This window comes from Acidovorax sp. sif1233 (assembly GCF_019218755.1).
GTDB lineage: Bacteria > Pseudomonadota > Gammaproteobacteria > Burkholderiales > Burkholderiaceae_C > Acidovorax.
Genome location: NZ_JAHUWZ010000002.1, coordinates 152,816 through 172,927 on the forward strand (window position 1 = coordinate 152,816; position 20,112 = coordinate 172,927).

Sequence of the window (20,112 nt, forward strand, 5' to 3'; positions counted from 1 at the left end):
CAGTTATCCGTTGCGTTGTCCGCTGCCATTGAGACCGGCGCTGCCCATGCCAGAGCCGCCGCGCAAGGGCCGCCCCGCCGCGCTGGCGGCGTCCCCCTTGAGGGGGAAGGCGCGAAGCGACTCAGGGGGGGCATTGACTATTGCACGCATGATCTTTTCCTGGGAGGCTTCGGCGGTGGGCATCTCGGCCACAAAGCGGCCCTCGTTCATCACGTAGATGCGGTCCGTGATGCCCAGCAGCTCGGGCATTTCGGAAGAGATCACGATCACGCACTTGCCCTCGGCCGCCAGCTGGGCGATGAGGGTGTAGATCTCGTACTTGGCGCCCACGTCGATGCCGCGCGTGGGCTCGTCCAGGATAAGCACCTCGGGGTTGGTGAAGAGCCATTTGCCCAGCACCACCTTCTGCTGGTTGCCGCCCGAAAGGTTCAGCGTCTTCTGGTCCACCCCCGAGCAGCGGATGCGCAGCTTCTCGCGGTAGTCCTGCGCCACCCGGTGCTCGCGGCCGCTGTCGATCACGGTGGCGAACGAAACGCCTTCCAGATGCGCCAGGGAGGTGTTGAACTGGATGTCTTCGTTCAGCACCAGGCCATTGCCCTTGCGGTCTTCGGTCACATAGGCCAGGCCGTGGCGCACGGCCTTTTCCACGGTGCCCACATCGATGGCCTTGCCGTGCAGCCGCACCTCGCCGCTGATGCGCTGGCCCCAGGACCGGCCAAAGATGCTCATGGCCAGCTCGGTCCGGCCCGCGCCCATCAGTCCCGCAATACCGACGATCTCGCCGCGCCGCACGTTCAGGTCGATCCCCTTGAGGTGCTCGCGGTCGCCGTGCTGAGGGTGGTGGGCACGCCAGTCGCGCACTTCAAAAACGATGCCGCCGATCTGCGGCTGGCGCTGGGGGTAGCGATCGCTCATCTCGCGGCCCACCATGGCCTGGATCACACGGTCCTCGCTCACCGGGCCTCCGCGGCAGTCCAGCATCTGCACGGTGCTGCCGTCGCGCAGCACGGTGATGGCATCGGCCACCCGCGAGATCTCGTTGAGCTTGTGCGAGATCAGGATGCAGGTGATGCCCTGGGCTTTCAGCTCCAGCAGCAGGTCCAGCAGGGCCTGGCTGTCGTTCTCGTTGAGGCTGGCAGTGGGCTCGTCCAGGATCAGCAGGCGCACCTTGCGCGACAGCGCCTTGGCAATCTCCACCAGCTGCTGCTTGCCCACGCCCAGCTGGCCCACCGGTGTGTCGGGCGATTCGCGCAGACCCACCTTGTGCAGCAGCGCCTGTGCGCGGCTGTGCGCGGCCATCCAGTCGATGACGCCGTGGCGCGCGGTCTCGTTGCCCAGGAAGATGTTTTCGGCGATCGAGAGCAGCGGTACCAGCGCCAACTCCTGGTGAATGATGATGATGCCCAGGTGCTCGCTGTCGCGGATGCCGGAGAACTGACGCTCCTGCCCGTCGAACAGGATCTGACCGCTGTAGCTGCCGTGTGGGTAGACACCCGACAGCACCTTCATCAGCGTGGATTTGCCCGCCCCGTTTTCGCCGACGATGGCATGGATCTCCCCGGCCTGGACGCGCAGGTTCACCTGGTTCAGCGCCACCACCCCGGGGAAGGTTTTGCGGATGTCCCGCATTTCAAGAAGCATGGTCTCTCAGTCTTTTGGCGGGCTGCGGGCCCGTCCCGGTTGCATGCCGTCCGCTAGGCACCAGAGGTGCCAGGCGGACGGCGGCTCTACGTGCCGAAGCCTGGCATGCCTACTTGATTTGTGATTCCTTGTAGTACCCGCTGCCCACCAGCACCGCGTTCCAGTTGGAGGCATCCACCGACACGGGCTTGAGCAGGTACGAGGGCACCACCTTCACGCCGTTGTTGTAGGTCTTGGTGTCGTTGATCTCCGGCTGCTTGCCCGACAGCGTGGCGTCCACCATGTTGGCGGCCACCTTGGCCAATTCGCGCGTGTCCTTGAACACGGTGGAGGACTGCTCGCCCTTCAGGATGGACTTGACCGATGGCACCTCGGCGTCCTGCCCGCTGACCACGGGGCAGGGTTGCTGGGCGGTGCAGTAGCCCACGCCCTTCAAGGACGACAGGATGCCGATGGACAGGCCGTCGTAGGGGGAGAGCACGGCATGCACCTTGTCCTTGCCGTAGTAGGCCGACAGCAGGTTGTCCATGCGCGCCTGGGCGACCGAGCCGTCCCAGCGCAGGGTGCCCACCTTGTTCATGCCCGTCTGCTTGCTGCGCACCACCAGCTTGCCGCTGTCGATGTACGGTTGCAGCACGCTCATCGCGCCGTCGTAGAAGAAGAAGGCGTTGTTGTCGTCGGGCGAGCCGCCGAAGAGTTCGATGTTGAACGGGCCCTTGCCCTGCTTCAGGCCCAGCTTGTCCACGATGGACGTGGCCTGCAGCACGCCGACCTGGAAGTTGTCGAACGTGGCGTAGTAGTCCACGTTCTTCGAGCCCTTGATCAGCCGGTCATACGCGATGACCTTCACGCCCTTGTCGGCCGCGTTCTGCAGCACGCGCGAGAGCGTGGTGCCGTCGATGGAGGCGATCACCAGCACCTTGGCGCCCTTGGTGATCATGTTCTCGATCTGCGCGAGCTGGTTCGGGATGTCGTCGTCCGCGTACTGCAGATCGGTCTTGTAGCCGCGCTCCTTGAGCACCTTGACCATGTTGTCGCCATCGGCGATCCAGCGCGACGAGGACTTGGTGGGCATCGAGATGCCGATGCTGCCCTTGTCCTGGGCATGGACCAGTGGGGTCGCGCCCACGGCGGCCAGCGCCACGGTGGCCAGCACGGCCTTGAAAATTTTGCGCTTCATTTATCTGTCTCCAGGTTCTATGTTTTTTGATGTTGGCCTATGCCATGTCCGCTATCTGTGAAACTGGCGCGCTCCAGGCCAGTGCCGCCGCGCAAGGGCCGCCCCGCCGCGCTGGCGGCATCCCCTGAGGGGGAATGCGCGCAGCGACGCAGGGGGCCTCAATATTTGCGCTTGGGGAACTCGGCGGCGGCCACTTCCATCGGGAAGATGCCTTCCTCGGTCACGATGCGCTTTTGCACCGCCTTGCCGGCCTTGATGTCCTTCACGGCCGTCATCAGCTGCGGGCCCAGCAGGGGGCTGCATTCCACGCTCACGTTGAGCTTGCCGGCGATCATGGCCTCGAAGGCGCCCTTGACCGCGTCGATGGAGATGATGGTGATGTCCTTGGCGGGCTTGAGGCCGGCTTCCTCGATGGCCTGGATCGCGCCGATGGCCATGTCGTCGTTGTGTGCGTAGAGCACGTTGATCTTCTTGCCCTCGGCCTTGAGGAAGGCTTCCATCACCTCCTTGCCCTTGGCGCGCGTGAAGTCACCGGTCTGCGAGCGCAGGATCTTGAACTTGGGGTCGGCCTTGACGATTTCCTCAAAGCCCTTCTTGCGGTCGATGGCCGGGGCCGAGCCCACGGTGCCCTGCAGCTCGACGATGTTGATGTCGCCCTTCTGGTCCTTCATCTTGTCCACCAGCCAGCGGCCGGCCTTGCGGCCTTCTTCCACGAAGTCCGAGCCCATGAAGGTCACGTACAGTGACTGGTCCTTGACGTTGACCGAGCGGTCGGTCAGCACCACCGGGATATTGGCGGCCTTGGCTTCGCGCAGCACGTTCTCCCAGCCCGACTCGACCACGGGCGAGAAGGCGATCACATCCACCTTCTGCGCGATGAAGGAGCGGATGGCCTTGATCTGGTTCTCCTGCTTTTGCTGGGCGTCGGAGAACTTGAGCTCGATGCCGGCCTCCTTGGCCGCGGACTTGATCGACTCGGTGTTGGCGGTGCGCCACTCGCTCTCGGCACCCACCTGGCTGAAGCCCAGCACGATGGGCTTCTGGGCCCAGGCGGCGCCCGGGAGCAGCCCGGCCACGGGGGCGCAGGCAAGGGCGGATACGAGGGTCCGGCGGTTCAGTTTCATCATTTGTCTCCTGTCTGTCTGTTGTTGACGCTGTTGTGGAAGAAAGAAATGCACTGCGGGAAAGAAGGCGGGCGATTCAGGCGAGCATGTAGCCGGTCTTGACGGTGGTGTAGAACTCGGCGGCGTGGCGGCCCTGCTCGCGCGGGCCGTGGCTCGAATCCTTGCGCCCGCCGAAGGGCACGTGGAAGTCCACGCCCGCCGTGGGCAGGTTGACCATGGTCATGCCGACCACGGCATTGCGCTTGAAATGCATGGCGTGCTTGAGCGAGGTAGTGCAGATGCCCGCGCACAGGCCATAGGGCGTGTCGTTGGCCAGGGCCAGCGCATGCTCGTAGTCATCGGCGCGCAGCACGCAGGCCACGGGGCCGAAGATTTCCTCGCGGGCGATGCGGTGCTCGGGCCGGGCCAGGAACAGGGCGGGGGCCATGTAGTGGCCGGGCGTGGCGCGTTCTAGGCGCTCGCCGCCCCAGACATGCTGGGCACCCTCGCTCCGGGCGATTTCCACATAAGAGAGGTTCTGCTCCAGCTGGCCGGCATCGGCCACCGGGCCCATCTCGGTGCCGCGCTCCAGCGCGTGGCCCACCTTCAGGGCCACGAGCCGCTGGCGCAGCCGGTCTACGAAAGCGTCGTGCACGCCCGATTCCACGATCAACCGGCTCGAAGCCGTGCAGCGCTGGCCGGTGGAGAAGTACGAGCCCTGCAGCGCGCAGTCGATGGCCTGGTCCATGTCGGCGTCGGCCAGCACCACCAGCGGGTTCTTGCCGCCCATCTCCAGCTGCACCTTGGCGCGGCGTGCCGTGGCCGACTTGAGGATACGGTCTCCGGTATCGACCGATCCCGTAAAGCTGATCGCATTCACCAGCGGGTGGTCCACCAGGGTCTGCCCGACCTCGCGGCCACTGCCCATGAGCAGGTTGAACACGCCGGCCGGCAGGCCGCAGCGGCTGATGATCTCGGCCAGGGCCCAGCCGCAGGCGGCCACCAGCTCGGCGGGCTTGAACACCACCGTGTTGCCATAGGCCAGGGCGGGGGCGATCTTCCAGGCCGGGATCGCGAACGGGAAGTTCCAGGGCGCGATGATGCCGACCACGCCCACGGGCTCGCGGGTCACGTCCACCTGCACGCCCTGGCGCACCGACGCCATGAGCTCGCCCGGGATGCGCAGCGCCTCGCCGGCAAAGAACTTGAAGATCTGGCCGGCGCGGGCCACCTCGGCCACGGCCTCGGGCAGGGTCTTGCCTTCCTCGCGGGCCAGCAGGGTGCCCAGGGCATCCTTGCGCGCCAGCAGTTCGCTGCCGATCAGGTCGAGCACGTCGGCGCGGCGCTGGGGGCTGCTCTGGCTCCAGTGGGGCAGGGCGTCGGCGGCGGCGCGGATGGCGCGCTCGGTCTGGTTGCGGTCGGCCCGGGCGTACTCGGCCACCACTTCACGGGTGTCGGAGGGATTGGTGCTCACCCCGGTGGTGGTGCCGATCTCCCAGCGCCCATTGATGAGGTGCCGGGGGGTGAGCTGCTGTGTGTCGCCGAGTTTCATGGGAACCTGGGAAAGAACCTTGGTGCGGATGTGCGGCAAAGTCTAAGATCGATTTAGATATCAATCTAATAGTTTTTTTGACAAAATACATATACGTCCACGCATTCTGGAAAACCCCATGAGCACCTACAACCACTGGTTCATCCGCGCACGCCTGAAGACGCGCCAGCTGCTCTTGCTGGTGGCCCTGGCCGAGGAGGGCAACATCCACCGCGCGGCCCAGGTGCTCAGCATGACCCAGCCGGCGGCCTCCAAGCTGCTCAAGGACCTGGAGGATGTGCTGGAGGTTTCGCTGTTCGAGCGCCTGCCGCGCGGCATGCGCCCCACCTGGTATGGCGAGACCATGATCCGCCACGCGCGCATGGCGCTGGCCAGCCTGAACCAGGCGCATGTCGAGCTGGCGGCGCTCAAGACCGGTCATTTCGGCCAGGTGGGCATCGGCGCCATCACCTCGCCGGGGCTGAGCCTGCTGCCAGCAGCCGTGGCCCTGGTCAAGCAGGAGCACCCGAGCCTGCGCATCTCGCTCGATATCGAGACCAGCCCGGTGCTGATGGACCGGCTCGAGCAGGGCAAGCTCGACATCCTGGTGGGCCGGCTGTTCGAGGAGCACGACAAGGCCAACCTGCGCTACGAGCCGCTGAGCGAGGAACTGGTCTGCGCCATGACCCGCCCGGGCCACCCCCTGCTGGGTGTGCCGGGCCTGGCCCTGCGTGACGTGCTGGCCGCGGGCTGGATCGTGCCGCCCGCGGGCAGCGTGCTGCGGCACCGCTTCGACCTGATGTTCCAGCAGGAGGGGCTGGCGCCGCCGGTCAACGTGGTGGAGACCGCGGCCCTGCTGTTCATGACGCGCATGCTGCAGCAAAGCGACATGATCGCCGTGGTGGGGGCCGACGTGGCGCACTACTACGCATCGCACGGCATGGTGTCGATCCTGCCGCTGGCCATGCCCTGCCATATGGACGCCTTCGGCATCATCACCCGCAGCGACCGCCTGCTGTCGCCCGCCGCCAAGGTGATGATGAAAGCGCTCAAGCAGACCAGCCTGGTGCAGTACGGGCGCCGGCTGGAAGCGGGAGACTGAGCGTGCTTCCCTGTCGGAGCTTGTGCTTGTCGGTGCCGCTCGATACTGGCGCGGCATAGGCCAGGACCGCCGCGCAAGGGCCGCCCCGCCGCGCTGGCGGTGTCCCCCTTCCCGAATGGCGCAGCCATTCGAGAGAAGGGGGAAGGCGCGAAGCGACTCAGGGGGATGGTCCGAATCACACCCAGCCGGCGTCGACCTTGAATTCCTGCGCGGTGCACATCGCGGCATCGTCGGACGCCAGGAACAGCACCATGCGCGCGATGTCGTGCGGGCGCAGCTTGTCGGGCAGGCACTGGTTGCGCGCCAGTTCCTTCTCGCCCTCCGCGTCGAGCCAGAGCTTGATCTGGCGCTCGGTCATCACCCAGCCGGGCGACACGGTGTTGATGCGGATGCGGTCCTGGCCGAGCGTGCGCGCCAGGCCCCGCGTGAGCCCGTTCACCGACGACTTGGCAATGGCATAGCAGGGGTAGCCCGCGCCCTTGCCCTGCCAGCCCGTGGAGCCCAGGTTGACCACCGAGCCCGCGCCCAGGCGGCGCATGCCGGGCACCACGGCCTGGATGGCGAAGAAGGCGGGGCGCTCGTTGATGGCCATGCGCTCGTCGTAGTAGTCGGGCGTCACGGATTCCAGCGTGTGGCGGTCGTCGCTGGCCACGTTGTTGACCAGCACCGAGAAGTCGCCCTGGGCGGCGGCGGCCTGGGCAATGGCCGCCTGCAGCGCGGCGATGTCGCGCACGTCGCACACCTGCCACCAGGGTCGGGCATGGCCCGCGTCGGCGATCTGCTGGGCCAGCGCCTCGCTGGCTTCGCGCGCCACGTCCACGAAGGCCACGCGCGCACCCTGTTCGGCGAACGCCGCGACGATGGCCGCGCCGATGCCGCTGCCCCCGCCCGTGACGAAGACCGATCGGCCTTGCAGGCTGGGAAAGTGGGCGAGCGTGGCGGGCTGGGAGGGGATATGGATATCAGTTGTCATTGCAATTTGTATATCGAAAAATTCCAAAAATAATCATTCCATGCATCAATTGACGTTGATAAGATGCCCGGCGTCAAGAGGCAGGCAGGTAAACAACAAACAGGAGACAAGCTTTGAGCAACCAGAGTCCCATGGCAGCGTCCGCTGCGTCGCGATTTCCCGTCCCCAGCCCCACGGGGCCCCTGCGCTGCGTGGTCGAAGCCGATGCGCAGCTGGGGGAGGGGCTTGTATGGTCCGTGCGTGAGCAGGTGGTGTATTGGCTGGACATCCTGGGCTGCCGCCTGTACCGGTGGGACCCGGCCACGGGGGAGCGCGGGCAGTGGCGCTTCGACGAAGAGATCTCGGCCCTGGCCGAGCGCCGGGACGCGCCCGGCCTCATCATCACCCTGCGGCGCGGCTTCGCGCTGTTCGACCCGGCCACCGACAGCGCCCCGCACTACCTGCACCAGCCCGCGGCCGAGCTGCCGGGCAACCGCTTCAATGACGGCAAGTGCGACGCGCAGGGCCGCTTCTGGGGCGGCAGCATGGACTTTGATTGCCAGCTGCCCACCGGCGCGCTCTACCGCTACGACCCCGACGGCCGCTGCACGCGCCATGACGAGGGCTTCGTGGTGACCAACGGGCCCACCTGGGCCCTGGTGGAGGGCCGACAGTGCCTGTACTTCAACGATACGCTCAGCTCCATCACCTGGCGCTACGACTTCGATGCGGCCGCAGGCACCGTGTCGCACAAGCAGGTGTGGAAACGCTTCAGTGCCGAGGACGGCCTGCCCGACGGCATGACCACGGACGCCCTGGGCCGCCTCTGGATCGCCCACTGGGGCGGCCACTGCGTGACCTGCCACGACCCCGAGACGGCCGAGGAACTGGGCCGTGTGGTGCTGCCCGCGAGCCAGGTCACCACCTGCGCCTTTGGGGGCGCGGACCTGCGCACGCTGTTCATCACCACCGCGCGGGTCGGCCTCACGCCCGAGCAGCTCGCTGCACAGCCGCTGGCCGGCAGCGTGTTTGCCATCGAGATCGACAGCCCCGGCGTGCCCGCCCATCTGTTCGGTGGCTGACCTCCTTCATGAAAGCACGTGCATGAACGATTCCACCACCCACCCCATCACCTGGTTGAGCCACGCGGGCCAGCACCTGGGGCTGGTCCCCTCGCTGGGCGGCAGCGTGGCCGCCTGGCAGATCGACGACCCCCGGCAGCCCGGCGGCCGGATTGACCTCTGGCGCCCCTGGGACGGGGCCACGCCCGATCTGTACAAGATGGCCTCCTTCGCCATGGTGCCCTGGTCCAACCGCATCAGCGGCGGCGGCTTCACGCACGCCGGGCAGTTCCATCCCGTGCGGCCCAACCGCGCTGGCGAGCCGTACCCCATCCACGGCGATGGCTGGCTGCAGCCCTGGGAGATGACCCAGCCCGCGCCCGACACGCTGCAGATGCAGCTGCGCTCCGAGCGCTTTGACGGCAACCCCTACGAGTACGAGTGCGTGCAGACCTTCCGGCTGGTGGAGGGCGGCCTGGACCAGTCGGTACAGGTGCGGCACCTGGGCGCACAGCCGCTGCCCTACGGCCTGGGCCTGCACCCCTGGTTTCCGCGCACGCCCGGCACGCGCATCACGGCGCCGGTGCAGGGCGTGTGGCTGTGTGGCGACGACCCTTTGCCCACGGAGCACACGCAGCAGTTTCCGCCTGGCTGGGACTTGAACAGCGGCGCTCCCGCCAACGGCGGCCTGATCGACAACGCCTACACCGGCTGGGGTGGCACCGCGCAGATCGACTGGCCCGAGCGCGGGCTGCGCCTTACCGCCCACATGCCAGACTTTGACAAGGACGGCGGCGCGGCCCACCACTACTGCCTGGTGTACCGCCCGCCGCAGGGCCCGGCGTTCTGCTTTGAGCCCATCACCCAGCCCATCGATGCTTTCCACCAACCGGGCCAGCCCGGCCTGCGCAGCTTGGCGCAGGGCGAGGTGCTGGCGATGAACGTGTCGTGGCGGTACGGGGCGTTGTGAGCGCCCCGGCGGGCGCCCCAGAAGTGGGTTTGTAGCTAAATCAGCCGGTAGCGCTAGTGAATCATGCGCTGGCAGCTATTAAATCGATAGTGAATCAGATCACCCGGAACCCGTGGGTGCCGTCGCGCCCCAGTTGTTCCACCAGCCCGAACTCCCAGTCCAGGTAGGCCTGCATCGCCTCGCGCGGGCTGTCGGTGCCTTCGTACGGGCGGCGGTAGCGGTCGATGCGCGGCGAGGCCAGGCGCGTCTCGCCATGCTCCAGCGGCAGGCCCTGGGCGATCCAGGCCAGCGTGCCACCCTCCAGCACCACCACCTCGGCACCACCCGTCAGGCGGGCCAGGTCCTGCGCGGCATAGCGGGCCAGCAGGCTGCTGCCGCAGGTGAGCACATAGCGCTGCGCGCGCGGGATGGACTGCACGGCCTGCGCGAGCTGTGAGCGGATCACGAACCACGCGCCGGGGATGTGGCGCAGCGTGTAGTTGGCGCTGGTGGTCAGGTCCAGCACGGCCGTGTGGTCGGCGCCGCCGTCTTGCAGCCAGGCCGCCAGGTGGGCGGGGGTGGCCCAGGCGATGGGGCCTTCGGGTTCGGGCACGGTGTTGGCCACGGCGCCGGTCTCGCTGAAATCCGCCGGCTGCGCGCCGTCGAGCACCCACACTTCCCAGCCCATCTGGGCCAGCCACGATGCGCTCATGTTGGCGCGCACGCCGTCGTCGTCCACCAGCACCAGGCGCGCGCCGCGCACGGCGGCCGTGTGGTCGGTCTCCTGCACCAGCTGGCCGCCGGGGGTGTTGCGAAAGCCGGGCAGGTGGCCGGCCGCGAACTCCTCGGGCGTGCGCACGTCCAGCAGGTAGGTGGTGCGGCCGGCCTCGGCCGCGAAGCGGGCCAGGTCGCCGGCCTGGGCGCGCTGCACGCGGGCCCGGTCGGCCACGTTGCGCGCCTGTTGCGGTGCCTGATTGCGGTCGATGTGCACGGCGGGGTCGAAGCGTCGGCTGGCGCCGCGTTCCAGCGTCTGCCCGGCCAGCAGCCAGCCGATGGTGCCGTTGCGCAGCGCGGCCACGGGGTTGGGGATGCCCGCGTTCACCAGCGACTGCGTGCCGATGATGCTGCGCGTGCGGCCCGCGCAGTTCACGATGATCTGCGTGGCCGGGTTGGGCGCGAGCGCCTGCGCGCGCAGCACCAGCTCGGCGCCGGGCACGCTCACGCCGGTGGGGATGTTCATGGTGTGGTACTCGTCGTAGCGGCGCGCGTCCAGTACCACCACGTCGGCCCGGGCGTCGATGAGCGCCTGCACTTCTTCAGCCGCCAGCGAGGGCGTGTGGCGCTCGGCCTCCACCAGCTCGCCGAAGGACTTGCTGGGCACGTTCACGTCGATGAACAGCTCGCCCCCGGCATCGCGCCAGCCCTGCAGGCCGCGCGCCAGCAGGGTCACACGGGTGTAGCCCAGCTGCTGGAGCGTGCGTGCCGCGGGTTCGGCCAGGCCCTCGCCATCGTCGTAGACCACGATGAGGGTGTCGCGGCGGGGAATGCGCGCGAAGGCTTCCAGCTCGATCTTGCTGGCCGGCAGGTTGGCGGCGAACAGCGGGTGGCCCTGGGCATAGGGGTCTTCCTCGCGCACGTCGAGCAGGGCGATTTCCTCGCGGGCGAGCAGGGCCTCGCGGACCTGGAGGACGGAAGTCTCTGGAATGGTGGAAGCAGTCATGGGGAAATCGTACGGGTCTTGGAAAACAGGTTCAGGCCGAGGGCGCCGGGCTGCGGGACAGGTCCCAGATGTTCGGAAGCGTCGCGTTGCTGTAGCCCGAGATGAAGGGCTTGGCCGTGCCGTCTTCCAGGTACACGCTGCGTTGCACGGCGCCGATGTTGGCGCCATACACGTGGATGCTGATGGAGGTCTGGCCCTCCCACGCATTGCTCACCCGGTGCACGTCGCCGATGGTGGGCGACACGGCATCGACATCGCCGGGCCGCAGCCGGTGCGGTGCGCCCTCTGGCGCCCAGCGCCCATCGGCGGTGCGGGCGAATGCCTGCGAATCTTCGGCGCCGCGCAGCATGCCGATCAGGCCCCACACCGTGTGGTCGTGGATGGGCGTGGCCTGGCCCGGGCCCCACACAAAGCTCACCACCGAGAAGCGGCCCAGCGCATCGGCATGCAGCAGGTACTGCTGGTAGCGGTCGGGGTTCGGCTGCGCAAACGCGGCCGGCAGCCAGTCGTCGTGGGCCACCAGGGCGCCCAGCAGGGCGCCGCCGCGCGCCAGCAATTCTGGCTCCGGCGGCGTACTTTCCACCAGCGCGGCCAGTTGCTGCACGAAGTGGCGCAGGCGGGCGGTGTCGGGCGCTGTGGACGTTGGTGTCGCGCACGAGGCGGGCTGCGGCAGGGCCATGGGGGCGAGGGCATTCATGCGCTGTATTGCACCAGTGTCCGGCGCGGGGGTGTGTGGAATCTTTTGCATATGCATCTCCGTTTTTCTTCGTTCTCTTTTGGTGCCCGTGCGCATGCAATGCGGTCAGCGGGCTGCGGATGCGCGGCCATTTTGTCTTTTTCACACAAAAGGTGCAGGGCATGAACAACAAGGGTCAGATTCTGGGTGGGGGAGAAGCGCGCTGGTCGCGCCGGCAGTTGCTGCGGGCCACGGGCGCGGCCACGGTGGTGGGCGCCTCGGGCGTGGTGGGCAGCCACGTGCTGGCCGCCGGCAAGCTGCGCGAGGTGAAGCTGGCGTGGAACGCCAATGCCATCTGCCTGTCGGCCGCCCCGGTGGCGATCGAGCGTGGCATCTTCGAAAAGCACGGCCTCAAGGTCGAGCTGGTCAACTTCGCCGGTTCCACCGACCAGCTGCTGGAGACCATCGCCACCTCCAAGGCCGACGCCGGCCTGGGCATGGTGCACCGCTGGATCAAGCCGCTGGAGTCGGGCTTCGACGTGAAGCTGGTGGGCAGCTCGCACGGCGGCTGCTCGCGCCTGGTGGGCTACGAAGCGGCGGGCGTGACCAGCCTGCAAAAGCTCAAGGGCAAGACCATTGCTGTGTCGGACCTCAACAGCCCGGGCAAGAACTTCTTCTCGGTGCTGCTCACCAAGGCCGGCCTGAACCCCGAAAAGGACGTGACATGGCGCCAGTTCCCCGGCGACATGCTGGGCCTGGCCGTGGAAAAGGGCGAGGCCCAGGCCATTGCCGACGGCGACCCCAACCTGCTGCTGATCCAGCGCCGCACCAAGGGTCTGGTGGACCTGGCCTCCAACCTCTCGGGCGAGTACGCGGCCAAGACCTGCTGCGTGCTCGGCGTGAGCGGCGCCCTGGTACGCAACGACAAGGGCACGGCCGCGGCCCTCACGCGCGCCATCATCGAGGCCTCGGACTTCGTGGCCGACAACCCGAACGAGACGGCGCGCATCTTCAGCCCTTACTCCAAGGTGCCGCAGGACGACCTGCGCGCCGTGCTGGGCACGCTCACGCACCGCAGCCACCCCGTGGGCACGGCGCTGCGCCAGGAGATCGAGTTCTACGCGCGCGACTTCAAGCTGGTGGGGGTGCTCAAGCCCTCCACCGATCCCGCACGTTTCGCCGCCCACGTGCATGCCGACGTGCTGGCCTGAAGTGACGCATTCCCTGAGTCGCTTCGCGCCTTCACCCCTCTCTCGCATTGCCGCGCAATGCGGGAGGAGGACGCCCCCAGCTCGGCGCGGTGCGGTGGCCCTTGCGCGGGCGCACTGGCTGTGGGCGCGCCAGTTTCACGGGTTGTGGGCGATGCGCATCGCCACACGAGCTGACATTCACCGGAGTTTGCCATGAGCACCGTTGCCGACCATATCCTGCCAGCGCCCAATTCCGTGGCCGAGGCGCCCCGGGCGCGACGCCCCGCGGCGCCTCCCGCGAGGGTGGCCGCGCCCGCCGCATTCGGCGCGGCCCGGCCCATTCCCGCCTTCTGGCGGACGGGCCTGTTGGCCGCCGCCGCCTGGGCGGCGCTGGGCCTGCTGACCTACCTGTGGCCCAACAAGCCGGCAGGCTTCAGCGAGTGGGCGTTCACCGAAGAATTCGCCATCGGTGCCGGTGCCGTGGCAGTGCTTCTGGCGGTGCTGGCGTTCGTTGCGGGCGCGCTGGGGCCCGTGGGCCACAAGGTGCGGCGGACCGGCCCCTGGCTGGTGGCCATCGCCGCCGGCCTCACGGTGTGGGAGGTGTTCACCGCCAAGCTGGGCACCTTGCCGCCCCCGTTCTTCGCACCGCCGCAAAGCCTGGTGGAGGTCTACGCCACCGACTGGGCGCGCCTGCTGGAAAGCGCGGGCGCATCGGTCCGCCTGCTGGGGCTGGGCATCGCCATCGGCGCGGCGGCAGGTTTCACCACGGGCGTGCTCATCGGCTGGTCGCGCCAGGCCAGCTACTGGATCCACCCGGTGCTGCGCATCCTGGGCCCCGTGCCCACCACGGCGCTGCTGCCGGTGAGCTTTTATTTCTTTCCGTCCAGCTGGTCGACGGCGATCTTCCTGATCGCGCTGGGCACGGCCTTCCCGGTCGCCATCCTCACCTGGTCGGGCGTGGCGGGCGTGCACAAGAACTACTACGACGTGGCGCGCACCATGGGCGCGTCGCCCTGGTTCCTGGTGCTGCGCGTGGCCATCCCGGCGGCCCTGCCGCAGGTCTTCGTGGGCCTGTTCATGGGCCTGGGCGCGGCGTTCTCCACCCTGGTGGTGGCCGAGATGCTGGGCGTGAAGGCCGGCCTGGGCTGGTACCTGACCTGGGCCCAGGGCTGGGCGGCGTACCCCAACATGTACGCCGCGCTGATCGTGATGGCGCTGCTGTTCTCGGGCGTGATCACCTTGCTGTTCGTGCTGCGCGACCGGGTGCTGTCGTGGCAGAAGGGGGTGGTGAAATGGTGAGCACCGCGACCGCCCCTGAAGCGGGTGTGGGAGCCAAGGTGACGGGCGCACGTATCGACGTGCGCAATGTGAGTCACTGGTTCGACCTGCCCGCCGGCCCGCTGCACGTGATCGACGAGCTGGACCTGTCCATCGCCCCCGGCGAGTTCGTGGCCCTGCTAGGGCCCAGCGGCTGCGGCAAGAGCACGCTGCTGCGCCTGGTGGCGGGGCTGGAGCCCGCGACCACGGGCGAGCTGCTGCAGGACGGCGCGCCCATCACCGACCCCGATCCCTCGCGCATCGTGGTCTTCCAGGACCCCACGCTGTTTCCCTGGCGCACCGTGTGGGACAACGTGGCCCTGGGCCTGCAGGCGCGCGGCATCCTGCGCCAGCAGCGCCACCGGGTGGACGAAGCGCTGCGCCTGGTCGGCTTGCAGGACTTTGCCAAGGCCTTTCCGCACCAGCTGTCGGGCGGCATGGCGCAGCGCGTAGCATTGGCCCGCGCGTTGGTCAACGACCCGAGCCTCCTGGTGCTCGACGAGCCGCTGGGCAAGCTCGACTCGCTCACGCGCCTGACCATGCAGACCGAGCTCGTGGACCTGTGGCAGCGCACGGGTTTCTCGGCCCTGCTGGTCACGCACGATGTGGAAGAGGCGCTCTTCATGGCCCAGCGCGTGGTGGTGTTCTCCGACCGGCCCGCGCGCATCCAGCAGGTGCTGGTGAACGATTTGCCCTACCCGCGCCACCGCGGCGACCCGCGCCTTGCGGCCCTGCGCCACGAGGCCCTGGCGTTGCTGGGCCTGGGTGCGAGCTGGTAGGCCAGCGGGTTGTCGCCGGATCTGCTGAACGGCCTGCTCGAAGGCCTGCTCGCCGCGCAGCAGGGCCTGCGCGCGGTGCTGCATGCGCTGGGCCTGGCGCCGGAAGTCCATGGCCAGCCCGCATGGCCGTGGGGGCACCGCATTGCGGCCGAGATGCTGGCGGTGGACGCGGGCCACGCGCGGCAGGTGCTGCTGTCCCTGCTGTGCGCGGGGGCCGCGCTGCTGGCCCTGGCGGTGTCGCTGCCCTTCCAGCGCGCGCGCCCGTGGCTGATCGCCTTGGCGGCCGCATTGCTGGTGTTTGCCCCCTGGCCCCAGGCGCACCTGCTGCTCGCGCCCGCCGTGCCCACCAGCCTGCACCAGTCGCCCACCGGTTTCGCTGCCGGGGGCATCGTGCGCGGCCAGGCTGTCTACCAGCAGCACTGCGTGCGCTGCCACGGCGCCGATGGCCGGGGCGAAGGCCCCGATGCCCCGCAGCTGGCCCAGTGGCCGCCCAACCTGAACGGCACGCTGCTGTGGAAGCGGCTCGACGGCGAGCTGTTCTGGCGTGTGCGCGAGGGCATGCACAACCGCGCTGGCGTGCAGACCATGCCGGGCGTGGGCAGCGCGCTGCGCGACGAAGAGATCTGGGACGTGCTGGACTATCTGCAGGCCCATGCCGCAGGGCAGATGCTGCGCGAGGCCGGCACCTGGGATCGGCCCGTGCGCCTGCCCGGCATGGCCGTGCAGTGCCGCCATGGCCGGGCCCGCCAGAGCCGGGACCTGGTGGGCCAGCGCGTGCGTGTGGCCGTGGCGGGCCCGGGCGTGCCGCTGGTGGCCGATGACCCGCGCCTGGTCACCCTGGTGGCGGGCGCCTTGCCGGCGGGCGCCGATGCCGAGTGCCAGCCGCAGGGCGATCCGCAGCACAAACGCGCCGTGGAGCAGGCGCTGGCCCTGGTGCTGGGCGTGTCTGCCGCCGAACTGCCGGGCTACCAGCTGATCGTGGACCGCGCGGGCTGGCTGCGTGCGCGGGGCCAGCCCGGCAAGGCCGCGTGGTCCGAGGACGACCTGGTCTGCCGGGCCACCGCCGCGCCCGCGCCGCCGGTCGGGGCCGCCACGGCGCCGGTGGATGGCCTGCAGGCGCTCATACGCCGCATGGACGCCGAGCCGGTGCGCCTTGTGCGAGGAGGCTTTCCCCACTGAGCACCGGGCCTTGGGCCGCCGTGGGGCCAGGGCCCGGAAATGAATGAAAACGGCTTTTAGCGCCGCTGGACAAGCGCTGATAGCTATCAATGAGATAGCATTTCGCCCCGGCCTCGGTGGCTCACGCTCCCGGCTGGACCAGGTTGATGAGATTGCCGCACGTGTCCTCGAACAGCACCGCCTTGATGGGCCCCATGGCCAGGGGCGTGCCACGGAACGCCACGCCCCGCTCCGAAAGCCTGCGGAACTCCGCATCGATGTCATGGGTCATGAACGCGGTGGCCGGAATACCCGCCTCGAACAAGGCCTTCTGGTAGACCCGCGCGGGCGCGAAGGCCATGGGCTCCAGCACCAGCTCGACGCCCGTGGCGCCTTCCGGCGATGTCACGGTGAGCCAGCGGAAGGTGCCCATGGGAATGTCATGCTTCTTCTCGAAGCCAAGGACCGTGGTGTAGAAGTGCAGGGCGTGGTCCTGGTCTTCGACGAACAGGCTGGAGAGCGTGATTTGCATGGGTTCTTCCTCGCGGTTTTCGTGGGGGGGAGGGGCTGCCGGGCCGGAACCTCCCTGGATTCCGGCGGCCTGTGGGCCGGATTCTCCACGGTACGGCTTGGCGCCGCCACCGCGCCACCCCGAAGCACAAAAGCCCGCGGGGGCGGGCTTTGTACAGGGAATGGCGGGCCACGGGCGGCGAGAAAGCTAGGGCTTCTCTATGTATCCCGGCTCGGCGGCCTCGTCCGCGGGCTCCTTGGGCGCTTCGGGTTCGACCACCTGGCCCACGGCCGCGCCGCCGAGGGCGCCGGCAATGGCGCCTGCCGTGCCGCCCACGAACACGCCCACGGGCCCGGCCACCGCCACGCCCACGGCCGCACCGGCGGCGGCTCCGGCCATCATGCCGCCCCCCATCAGGGCGGATTTGGACTCGCGCTCGGATTCACTCGGGCTCAGGGTATGTTGCGCGGCGGGGTCGGGGTCCTGCGAGGGGACGCCGTGGCCGGGCACGGCCTGCGCGGCCAGGTCGGGGTCGATGGGTTTTTCCTCGGCCACGGGATTCGAGAGGGTGTTCATGGGGCTCTCCTTGTCGTGTTGCGGGCAGGCGAGCAATGTCACTCGCTGCATTCATTCTTGGACGGGGCGGGCGCGCTGCCCGCCATCCAAGGAATCGGCCGCCTGTCGGACAAATGCCCGTGGCGCGGGCCTGCTTGACGGGGGTCAAGGAGCGGGCGGCCCCGGGGCCGGCCCGTGGCGCAAGGGTGCGAACGCACGGCGGCCGCGCCGCAGCCAGGGTTCGGGTATGAAAAGTGCCGCTGCCGACCATCCATCCAGCGGTAGTTGCTATAAAAGGAGAAGCGTTGGCGAGAAACGGCCGGCCGCCGCTACATGGGCTCCAGCCGCGCCCTCTTCATCATGGTTTCCGTGAACGCTATTTCCTTGCCGAAAGCGCGTGTGAAGGCCTCGCTGTCCTGCACGAAGACCTGGCCGCCCTGTTCTTCCAGCGCGCTCACGACGGCGGGCTGCCTGAGCGCGGCATCGAGGGCGGAGCGCACGCGCGCGACGATGGCGTCGGGCGTGCCGGTGGGCACCGAGACACCGCCCCACGACGTCAGCTCCACGCCGGGCACCTGCAGCTCCGCCAGCGTGGGCACGCCCGGCAGCTTGGGGTTGCGCCGGGGGCCGGTCACGGCCAGGGCCCGCAATTTTCCAGCCTGGATGTTGGCGTACGCCACCGAGGTGATGGGGGCGCCGAAAGTCACCTGCTGGCCCATCACGGCATTCACGATCTCCGAGGCGCCCTTGTAGGGCACGTGGGTGGCTTCGGCCTGGGCCACGCTCAGCAGCATCTCCACCCCCAGGTGCGACGGGGTGCCGATGCCGCCCGACGCGTAGTCGATCTTGCCCGGCTGAGCGCGCATGCGGGTGAGCAGTTGCTCCAGCGTGCGGATGTCGGAGCTCGCGTGCACGATCACCGTGGTGTCGGAACTGGTGAGCCCGATCACGTGGCGGAAGTCCTTGAGCACGTCATACCCGGGCGCCTTGTACATGCGCATGCTGGCCGCCATGGGTGAGCCCGAGTAGATCCAGGTGTAGCCGTCCGGCGCGGCCTTGGCCACCTGCCGCGCGCCCAGGTTGCCGCCCACGCCGCCACGGTTCTCGATGACCACGGGCTGGCCCAGTTCCTTGGACACGGCCTCGGCCACGATGCGGGCCGTGGTGTCGGGCCCCGTGCCGGCCAGATAGGGCACCACCCACTTGATGGCGCGGCGGGGCCAGGGGTCGGAGGCCAGGGCGGGCGTGCCCGCCAGCAGCGGCAGCAGGCTGGCGGCCAGCAGGGCGCGGCGGCGCGGGGAGGATGGGGAATGGGTTGTCATGTCTTGTCTCCTTGTGATTGTCGGGTGGGTGCGCTCGCGCACTGGGGCACCGTTGTGGCGGTATGGCGGACCGGAGCAACTGGCCTGGCCCGGGCCGGGGCCTGCGCGCCGCAGCGGCGGCGCAGCCGCTCAGGGGGCTGCCAGCAATTCCTTGGCGATGGTGTTGCGCTGGATCTCGCTCGTGCCCGTGAGCACCCGGTACATGCGCAGCATGCGGAACAGGAATTCCACGCGCCGGCCCTGCACGATGCCTTCGCCGCCGTGGATCTGCACCGCGCGGTCGGCAATGCGGAACGCTGCTTCCGAGCAGAACAGCTTGGCCATCGCAGCCTGCGCGCGCGGATCGCCGCCCGCATCGATCTGCCGGGCGGTGGCCAGCATCAGCCCGCGCGCGGCGGCCCAGTCGGTCGCCATGTCGGCCAGCATGTGCTGAATGGCCTGGAACTGCCCGATGGCGCGGCCGAACTGCTGGCGCTGCTGCGCGTAGTCGCGCGCATCGCGCAGCGCCACCTGGGCCAGGCCCAGCATGGCGGGGCAGTGCAGCAGCCGGTTCACGGTGATGCGGCCCAGCGCCAGCGCCAGGCCCCGGCCCGGCTCGCCGATGAGGTGGGTGGCCGGCACGCGCGCGCCGTCCAGGGCGATGTTGCCCGTGCTCGTCTGGCCCGCCATGGTCTTGTAGCCCGCCTGCACGCGCACGCCGGGCGCATGCAGGTCCACGAAGAACGCGGACACCTCGCGCTGCGCCGGATCGGTGGCGGTGGAGGCCATCAGCACCGCATAGTCGGCAAAGGGCGAGCCCGAGATGAAGCGCTTCTCGCCGGTGAGCACGTAGTGGTCGCCATCCTTCACGGCGCGGGTCTGCACGTTGCCCGCATCCGAGCCCGCCTCGGCCTCGGTCAGCGCAAAGCAGATCGCCATGTCGGCCTGCGCCACGGGCAGGATGAAGTTCTGCAGCTGGAACGGCGTGGCGACGCGCGCCAGCGCGCCCACGCGCGGCGGGCCGCTCAGCTCGCCGAACACATGCGGCGCGAAGGGCGAGCCGCTGGCATAGATCGCTTCCTTCACGAGCACATGGTCCAGCACCGACAGGCCCAGGCCGCCCATCTGCGGAGGCAGCGTCATGCCGTAGAAGCCCAGCGCGTGCGAACGTTTCCACACCTGGCGCAGCAGCGCCTTGCCGGGGCTGTTCTCGTGGTCGATGCCATGCTCGCGCGCCAGCGCGGCCAGCTCGCCGTGCAGGTACTCGTTGATGCGGGTGATCAGCTCGGCCGCCTGCGGCGAGCCTTCGAACGGCACGCCCGGAAACAGTGGCGCGGGGATGGGGGAGGTGATGTCGTGGTTGTTCATGTCGAGATTCCTTGTCGG

18 protein-coding genes are annotated in these 20,112 nt (G+C 68.8%); 7 read left to right on the forward strand and 11 right to left on the reverse strand.

Going from position 1 to position 20,112, the window contains the following annotated elements; genetic code table 11:
• Nucleotides 1-3: 3 nt before the first annotated feature.
• The 4 genes from mmsA to KW843_RS08120 all read right to left on the reverse strand — a co-directional run bounded on the left by mmsA (nt 4) and on the right by KW843_RS08120 (nt 5,476).
• Nucleotides 4-1,641 (reverse strand): multiple monosaccharide ABC transporter ATP-binding protein, encoded by a 1,638-nt coding sequence (mmsA, locus tag KW843_RS08105; protein WP_218294631.1) that lies wholly within the window; start codon nt 1,639-1,641, stop codon nt 4-6.
• 109 nt (nt 1,642-1,750) lie between these two features.
• The gene (gene chvE / locus KW843_RS08110; RefSeq protein ID WP_218294632.1) at nt 1,751-2,821 is read right to left on the reverse strand and encodes a multiple monosaccharide ABC transporter substrate-binding protein; all 1,071 of its coding nucleotides are present in this window, start codon (nt 2,819-2,821) and stop codon (nt 1,751-1,753) included.
• A 158-nt stretch (nt 2,822-2,979) separates the two neighbouring features.
• Nucleotides 2,980-3,945 carry an ABC transporter substrate-binding protein gene (locus tag KW843_RS08115; RefSeq protein ID WP_218294633.1) on the reverse strand — a complete coding sequence of 322 codons (966 nt, stop codon included), beginning with the start codon at nt 3,943-3,945 and terminating at the stop codon, nt 2,980-2,982.
• 76 nt (nt 3,946-4,021) lie between these two features.
• Nucleotides 4,022-5,476: an aldehyde dehydrogenase family protein gene (locus KW843_RS08120; protein WP_218294634.1), complete on the reverse strand. Its 1,455-nt coding sequence runs from the start codon at nt 5,474-5,476 to the stop codon at nt 4,022-4,024.
• 118 nt (nt 5,477-5,594) lie between these two features.
• Here KW843_RS08120 and KW843_RS08125 point away from each other — a divergent pair, with 118 nt between their 5' ends.
• Nucleotides 5,595-6,557 carry a LysR substrate-binding domain-containing protein gene (locus KW843_RS08125; protein ID WP_218294635.1) on the forward strand — a complete coding sequence of 321 codons (963 nt, stop codon included), beginning with the start codon at nt 5,595-5,597 and terminating at the stop codon, nt 6,555-6,557.
• Between the two features lie 175 nt (nt 6,558-6,732).
• Here KW843_RS08125 and KW843_RS08130 read toward each other — a convergent pair whose 3' ends face one another.
• Nucleotides 6,733-7,530, reverse strand: a complete 798-nt coding sequence (locus KW843_RS08130) for an SDR family NAD(P)-dependent oxidoreductase (RefSeq protein ID WP_218294636.1) — start codon at nt 7,528-7,530, stop codon at nt 6,733-6,735.
• Nucleotides 7,531-7,661: 131 nt separating this feature from the next.
• On the opposite strand from KW843_RS08130, the gene KW843_RS08135 reads away from it, so the two are divergent.
• Together KW843_RS08135 and KW843_RS08140 are read left to right on the forward strand one after the other, a co-directional pair.
• Nucleotides 7,662-8,591 (forward strand): SMP-30/gluconolactonase/LRE family protein, encoded by a 930-nt coding sequence (locus KW843_RS08135; RefSeq protein WP_218295292.1) that lies wholly within the window; start codon nt 7,662-7,664, stop codon nt 8,589-8,591.
• 22 nt (nt 8,592-8,613) lie between these two features.
• The gene (locus KW843_RS08140) at nt 8,614-9,540 is read left to right on the forward strand and encodes an aldose 1-epimerase (RefSeq protein WP_218294637.1); all 927 of its coding nucleotides are present in this window, start codon (nt 8,614-8,616) and stop codon (nt 9,538-9,540) included.
• 94 nt (nt 9,541-9,634) lie between these two features.
• Here KW843_RS08140 and KW843_RS08145 read toward each other — a convergent pair whose 3' ends face one another.
• Both KW843_RS08145 and KW843_RS08150 read right to left on the reverse strand, forming a co-directional pair.
• Nucleotides 9,635-11,239, reverse strand: a complete 1,605-nt coding sequence (locus KW843_RS08145; protein WP_218294638.1) for a rhodanese homology domain-containing protein — start codon at nt 11,237-11,239, stop codon at nt 9,635-9,637.
• Nucleotides 11,240-11,270: 31 nt separating this feature from the next.
• Nucleotides 11,271-11,936: a cysteine dioxygenase gene (locus tag KW843_RS08150; protein WP_218294639.1), complete on the reverse strand. Its 666-nt coding sequence runs from the start codon at nt 11,934-11,936 to the stop codon at nt 11,271-11,273.
• Between the two features lie 161 nt (nt 11,937-12,097).
• Between KW843_RS08150 and KW843_RS08155 the strand changes: the two genes are divergently transcribed.
• The 4 genes from KW843_RS08155 to KW843_RS26915 all read left to right on the forward strand — a co-directional run bounded on the left by KW843_RS08155 (nt 12,098) and on the right by KW843_RS26915 (nt 16,380).
• Nucleotides 12,098-13,126, forward strand: coding sequence for an ABC transporter substrate-binding protein (locus KW843_RS08155; protein ID WP_218294640.1), 1,029 nt, complete (start codon nt 12,098-12,100; stop codon nt 13,124-13,126).
• Nucleotides 13,127-13,318: 192 nt separating this feature from the next.
• On the forward strand, nt 13,319-14,404 hold the full coding sequence (locus KW843_RS08160) for an ABC transporter permease (protein WP_218294641.1): 1,086 nt from the start codon (nt 13,319-13,321) through the stop codon (nt 14,402-14,404).
• Nucleotides 14,398-15,201: an ABC transporter ATP-binding protein gene (locus KW843_RS08165; protein ID WP_218294642.1), complete on the forward strand. Its 804-nt coding sequence runs from the start codon at nt 14,398-14,400 to the stop codon at nt 15,199-15,201. Before KW843_RS08160 ends, KW843_RS08165 begins: the two co-directional genes overlap by 7 nt.
• Before the next feature lie 9 nt (nt 15,202-15,210).
• On the forward strand, nt 15,211-16,380 hold the full coding sequence (locus KW843_RS26915; RefSeq protein ID WP_218294643.1) for a cytochrome c: 1,170 nt from the start codon (nt 15,211-15,213) through the stop codon (nt 16,378-16,380).
• Between the two features lie 121 nt (nt 16,381-16,501).
• Here the strand turns inward: KW843_RS26915 and KW843_RS08175 are convergent, their stop codons facing one another.
• From KW843_RS08175 to KW843_RS08190, 4 genes are all read right to left on the reverse strand, one after another.
• Nucleotides 16,502-16,891 (reverse strand): VOC family protein, encoded by a 390-nt coding sequence (locus tag KW843_RS08175; RefSeq protein WP_218294644.1) that lies wholly within the window; start codon nt 16,889-16,891, stop codon nt 16,502-16,504.
• A gap of 186 nt (nt 16,892-17,077) precedes the next feature.
• Nucleotides 17,078-17,446 (reverse strand): hypothetical protein, encoded by a 369-nt coding sequence (locus KW843_RS08180; protein WP_218294645.1) that lies wholly within the window; start codon nt 17,444-17,446, stop codon nt 17,078-17,080.
• Nucleotides 17,447-17,754: 308 nt separating this feature from the next.
• The gene (locus KW843_RS08185) at nt 17,755-18,747 is read right to left on the reverse strand and encodes a tripartite tricarboxylate transporter substrate binding protein (protein WP_218294646.1); all 993 of its coding nucleotides are present in this window, start codon (nt 18,745-18,747) and stop codon (nt 17,755-17,757) included.
• Nucleotides 18,748-18,876: 129 nt separating this feature from the next.
• Nucleotides 18,877-20,094, reverse strand: coding sequence for an acyl-CoA dehydrogenase family protein (locus KW843_RS08190; protein WP_218294647.1), 1,218 nt, complete (start codon nt 20,092-20,094; stop codon nt 18,877-18,879).
• Nucleotides 20,095-20,112 lie beyond the last annotated feature (18 nt).

Excerpts from the sequence above, each read along its gene's own strand:
- mmsA (WP_218294631.1), bottom strand. The coding sequence starts at position 1,641 with ATGCTTCTTGAAATGCGGGACATCCGCAAAACCTTCCCCGGGGTGGTG.
- chvE (WP_218294632.1), bottom strand. The coding sequence starts at position 2,821 with ATGAAGCGCAAAATTTTCAAGGCCGTGCTGGCCACCGTGGCGCTGGCC.
- KW843_RS08115 (WP_218294633.1), bottom strand. The coding sequence starts at position 3,945 with ATGAAACTGAACCGCCGGACCCTCGTATCCGCCCTTGCCTGCGCCCCC.
- KW843_RS08120 (WP_218294634.1), bottom strand. The coding sequence starts at position 5,476 with ATGAAACTCGGCGACACACAGCAGCTCACCCCCCGGCACCTCATCAAT.
- KW843_RS08125 (WP_218294635.1), top strand. The coding sequence starts at position 5,595 with ATGAGCACCTACAACCACTGGTTCATCCGCGCACGCCTGAAGACGCGC.
- KW843_RS08130 (WP_218294636.1), bottom strand. The coding sequence starts at position 7,530 with ATGACAACTGATATCCATATCCCCTCCCAGCCCGCCACGCTCGCCCAC.
- KW843_RS08135 (WP_218295292.1), top strand. The coding sequence starts at position 7,662 with ATGGCAGCGTCCGCTGCGTCGCGATTTCCCGTCCCCAGCCCCACGGGG.
- KW843_RS08140 (WP_218294637.1), top strand. The coding sequence starts at position 8,614 with ATGAACGATTCCACCACCCACCCCATCACCTGGTTGAGCCACGCGGGC.
- KW843_RS08145 (WP_218294638.1), bottom strand. The coding sequence starts at position 11,239 with ATGACTGCTTCCACCATTCCAGAGACTTCCGTCCTCCAGGTCCGCGAG.
- KW843_RS08150 (WP_218294639.1), bottom strand. The coding sequence starts at position 11,936 with ATGAATGCCCTCGCCCCCATGGCCCTGCCGCAGCCCGCCTCGTGCGCG.
- KW843_RS08155 (WP_218294640.1), top strand. The coding sequence starts at position 12,098 with ATGAACAACAAGGGTCAGATTCTGGGTGGGGGAGAAGCGCGCTGGTCG.
- KW843_RS08160 (WP_218294641.1), top strand. The coding sequence starts at position 13,319 with ATGAGCACCGTTGCCGACCATATCCTGCCAGCGCCCAATTCCGTGGCC.
- KW843_RS08165 (WP_218294642.1), top strand. The coding sequence starts at position 14,398 with ATGGTGAGCACCGCGACCGCCCCTGAAGCGGGTGTGGGAGCCAAGGTG.
- KW843_RS08175 (WP_218294644.1), bottom strand. The coding sequence starts at position 16,891 with ATGCAAATCACGCTCTCCAGCCTGTTCGTCGAAGACCAGGACCACGCC.
- KW843_RS08180 (WP_218294645.1), bottom strand. The coding sequence starts at position 17,446 with ATGAACACCCTCTCGAATCCCGTGGCCGAGGAAAAACCCATCGACCCC.
- KW843_RS08185 (WP_218294646.1), bottom strand. The coding sequence starts at position 18,747 with ATGACAACCCATTCCCCATCCTCCCCGCGCCGCCGCGCCCTGCTGGCC.
- KW843_RS08190 (WP_218294647.1), bottom strand. The coding sequence starts at position 20,094 with ATGAACAACCACGACATCACCTCCCCCATCCCCGCGCCACTGTTTCCG.